General features: G+C 72.8%; 4 protein-coding genes. 2 read left to right on the top strand and 2 right to left on the bottom strand.

Annotation, left to right across the window (positions count from 1 at the left end):
* Positions 1-160 precede the first annotated feature (160 nt).
* Positions 161-511, top strand: coding sequence for a YtxH domain-containing protein (locus tag QSG27_RS28000; protein WP_306712015.1), 351 nt, complete (start codon positions 161-163; stop codon positions 509-511).
* Positions 508-2,622, top strand: a complete 2,115-nt coding sequence (locus tag QSG27_RS28005) for a heavy metal translocating P-type ATPase (protein ID WP_306712016.1) — start codon at positions 508-510, stop codon at positions 2,620-2,622. Before QSG27_RS28000 ends, QSG27_RS28005 begins: the two co-directional genes overlap by 4 nt.
* Positions 2,623-2,701: 79 nt before the next feature.
* On the opposite strand, the gene QSG27_RS28010 is transcribed toward QSG27_RS28005, so the two are convergent.
* Positions 2,702-3,418, bottom strand: coding sequence for a DUF6925 family protein (locus tag QSG27_RS28010; protein ID WP_306712017.1), 717 nt, complete (start codon positions 3,416-3,418; stop codon positions 2,702-2,704).
* A partial coding sequence (locus tag QSG27_RS28015) for an ATP-binding cassette domain-containing protein (RefSeq protein ID WP_306712019.1) occupies positions 3,415-3,872 on the bottom strand: 458 nt, incomplete at its 5' end. The genes QSG27_RS28015 and QSG27_RS28010, both read right to left, overlap by 4 nt.

A 3,872-nucleotide genomic window follows, 5' to 3' on the forward strand; every position in this document is an offset into this window, starting at 1 on the left:
GGCGGTGCCGCGCTGGCCGCCGCCAGCGCCGCCGCCGCCGCCCTGCGCGACCGCGACTACGCGCGCCTTGCGCTGGCGGTCGCCGCCGGGGCGGCGGGCGTGGCCGTCATCGAACATCTGCTGAATCCGGCGGAAACCCTGCCGAACGACGAGGACACCCATGGCTAAGAAGACCAAGAAGGCGCTGAAGAAGCTGAAGAAGCAGCAGCGCCAGTACGCCGCCGCCATGGCCGCCAACGGCGCGCCCGCGGGCGCCGGCATGGCCCAGGGGCAGGGGCTGTTCGGCGGGCTGGCCGGCCTGCTGCCGGCGCGGCGGTCCGAACAGTTCCTGGTCGGGCTTCTGGTCGGGGCGGCGGCGGCCTATGTGCTGTCCGACGAGGAACTGCGCGGCAAGATCATGAAGTCCGGCCTGAAGCTGTACGGCAGCCTCGCCGGCGGCCTCGCCGAGATGAAGGAGCAGGCCGCCGATCTCCAGGCCGAACTGGAGGCGGAGCAGGCCGGAGCGCCATGAACGGCCTTCCCTGGTTCCTGCGGCTGGAGCCGGTCCATCGGGTTCCGGGGCGCATCCGGCTGCGCTACGCCTGCCGTCCCGGCACCCCCGCCGACGAGCCGACCCTGCGCCGGATCGTGGAGGCGGTCGCCGGCGTGACGTCCGTCCGGGTCAGCCGCGCCGCGCAATCCTTGGCCGTCCGCTACGATTCCGCGCAAACCGACGCCGTGGTCCTGTGCCATGCGCTGGCCGCCCTGCCGATCCCCGAGCCGGCACCGCCCGCCCCGGCGGCAGAGGGAGCGGCGGGGGAGGAGAACCACGGCGCGACGCTGGCCCGCAGCCTCGCCGCGCTGGTGGGGAGTTTTCTGCTGCCCATGCCGTTGCGCCTGCCGCTGTCGCTGGCCGTCGCGATGCCGATGCTGCGGGAGGGCATGGCCATCCACGCGCGCGAGGGCGTCAACTCCCATGTGCTGGAAGCCGCGGCGGTGGCGATCTCCCTGGCGCGGAAGGATTTCACCGCGGCCAACACCACCGTCTTCATGCTGGCGCTCGGCGAATACATGGAGGAGTCCATCGCCCGCCGGTCGGACGCGCTGCTGAAGCGGCTGCTGCGCCCGTCGAGCGATCAGGTGTGGGTGCTGCGCGACGGGGTGGAGATCCAGGTGCCCGCCGCGGCGGTGGCGGTCGGCGACAGCGTGGTGATCGGCGCCGGAACGGTGATCCCCGTGGACGGCACGGTGCTGAGCGGGGAGGCGACGGTCAACGAGGCCGCCATGACCGGCGAAAGCGCTCCGGTGGTGAAGCAGCGCGGGTCCGGCGTCCTGTCCGGCACGCTGATGGAGGAGGGGCGGCTCGTCGTCTATGCCGAGCATGTCGGCAGCCACACCGCCGCCGCCCGCATCGCCGATTACGTCGAGCAGTCGCTGACCGCCAAAAGCGAGGCGCAACTCGACGCGGCGCGGCTGGCCGACCGGCTGGTGCCCACGGTGCTGAAGCTGGCCGGCGGGTCCTTCCTGATGACCGGCAACTGGCGCAGCGCGGCGTCGGTGCTCCAGGCGGACTATTCCTGCGCGCTGAAGCTGGCGACCCCGGTGGCCTTCAAGTCGGCCATGTACGGGGCGGGCAAGGCGGGCATCCTCATCAAGGGCGCCAACGCGCTGGAACGGCTGGCCCAGGCCGACACGGTGATCTTCGACAAGACCGGCACCCTGACCACCGGCGATCTCCAGGTCACCGATTCCCTCGCCTTCGACCCGTCCTTCAGCCCCGACGACCTGATCTGTCTGGCCGCGTCGGTGGAGGAGCATTACTTCCACCCGCTGGCGATGGCCGTGGTCGCCGCCGCCCGGGAAACCCACAACCGCCACTTCGACCATCAGGAGGTGAAGTTCATCGTCGCCCACGGGGTGGCCAGCGTCATCGACGGCAAGCGCATCGTCGTCGGCTCGCGCCACTTCATCGAGGACGACGAGGGGATCGACACCACGGCCCACCGCGACGCCATCGACGGTCTGCACCGCGACGGCAAGACGCTGCTGTTCATCGGTTTCGGCGGGGTTCTGGTCGGCGTTCTGGCGCTGAAGGACACGGTGCGCGCGGCCAGTGCGGCGACCATCGCGCGGCTGCGGCGGGCCGGGGTGAAGCGGGTGCTGATGCTGACCGGCGACCACCGCGACCGCGCCGCCGAACTGGCCGCGGCGCTGCATCTGGACGGCTTCCACGCCGACCTGCTGCCCGCCGACAAGGCCCGCATCATCGAGGATCTCAGCCGCGGGGGGGCGCGCATCGCCTTCGTGGGCGACGGCATCAACGACGCCCCGGCGCTGGCCGGCGCCCATGTCGGCATCGCCATGCAGAAGGGGGCGGACATCGCCCGCCTGACCGCCGACGTGGCGCTTCTGGAGGACCGGATCGAGCGGGTGGCCGACGCCAAGGAGACGGCGAACGCCGCCATGGCCCTGATCGCCCGGAACTATCACCTGACGGTCGGGCTGAACAGCGCGATCCTGGGTGCGGCGGCGCTGGGCCTGCTGTCCCCGGTCGGCACCGCCGTCCTGCACAACGGCACGACCATCGGGATTTTGCTGAACGCCCTGCGCAGCGCGCCGTCAGCCGCGTTGCCCCCTCCCTAAACCCTCCCCACCGCGCCGGGGAGGGAACAAGCCCCTCCCCCTGCGAAGCGGGGGGAGAGGTTGGGAGGGGGACCGGAACTCAGCGCCCCAGCCGCTCCCACGCGGCGCGGGACGCGGCGGGCGGCGACAGGTAGAGGCTGGGAACCCAGCCGTCCGGGATCGGGACGGTCGCCGCGTGGGTCCGCCCGTGGGCCAGCAGCTTTGGCAGGACGTGGGTGTGCGGACCCTCCGGGCTGCGGCCATCGGGCGGCGGGATCGGCTGGCTGACCTCGATTCTTCCGAAGGGGCCGACGAAGACACGTTCCGGGCTGAGCGCCGGCAGGTCGGGCGGCAGGGGATTGCCCGGCGCCAGAAGCTCCGTTCCAACCACCGCGCGCAGGCGGGCGATGGTGGCGGAATCGGCGCTGCGGACGCAGACGTCGGTCTGGAACAGCCCAAGCCCCAAATCGAACAGCAGGGCGCCGCGGTCCGCCCCGGCGATGGCCTCGCGGTCGGGACCCAGCTCCGTCACCACGCGGCGCTGCGTCATGGACCCGGCGTGGCGGGGCAGGCACAGGGCGACGGCGAGGCCGCCGTCGCGCGTCCGGTAGGGTACCGGGCGGATCGCCGGGCCGGGACGGACGCGCAGCCCGCCGCGGGCGGTCCGCACCTCCAGGTCCGGGCCATCGCCGCGCAGGACGGCGGGTTCGTCCGGGCTCCGGATGAACTCCGCGATGGCGCCGAAGGCACCGAGGCTCCAGCCGGTCGCCGGGTCGTTCAGCGCGTCGCGCAGCAGGGATGTGAGGGCGTCGGTCATCGGGTCGTCTCCGTTGCGGAATGCGGGGGTGGCAGGCTGTGCCACGGAAGCAGAAGGGATTCGCCGCCGGCCTCGAAGCGGTGGACGGCGATGCCGTAGGCGGCGCGCAGGGTCTCGTCGGTCAGCACCCGTCCGGGCGGCCCATCGGCCAGCACGCCGCCGTCCGCCAGAAGGATCAGCCGGTCGCAGAAGCGGGCGGCGAGCGTCAGGTCGTGCAGCACCGCCACCACGCCGCGCCCGCCTCCGTTCCCACCATGGACGGTGTCGCGCAGCAGGGTCATGCAGGCGAGCTGGTGGCCGGGGTCGAGGGCGGCGACCGGCTCGTCGGCGAGCAGCAGGGGCGCCTCGGTGGCGAGCGCGCGGGCCAGCAGGACGCGCATCCGCTCGCCCCCCGACAGGGTGCCGACGATGCGCCCGCGCAGGTGGCGGTCAGGGACGACATCGCCTCGAAATA

The sequence above is a fragment of the Azospirillum isscasi genome (genome assembly GCF_030849505.1).
Classification (GTDB): domain Bacteria; phylum Pseudomonadota; class Alphaproteobacteria; order Azospirillales; family Azospirillaceae; genus Azospirillum; species Azospirillum isscasi.

Bases quoted from the DNA above. Each gene is read 5' to 3' on its own strand.
- QSG27_RS28010 (WP_306712017.1), bottom strand. From the start codon at position 3,418: ATGACCGACGCCCTCACATCCCTGCTGCGCGACGCGCTGAACGACCCG.
- QSG27_RS28005 (WP_306712016.1), top strand. From the start codon at position 508: ATGAACGGCCTTCCCTGGTTCCTGCGGCTGGAGCCGGTCCATCGGGTT.
- QSG27_RS28000 (WP_306712015.1), top strand. From the start codon at position 161: ATGGCTAAGAAGACCAAGAAGGCGCTGAAGAAGCTGAAGAAGCAGCAG.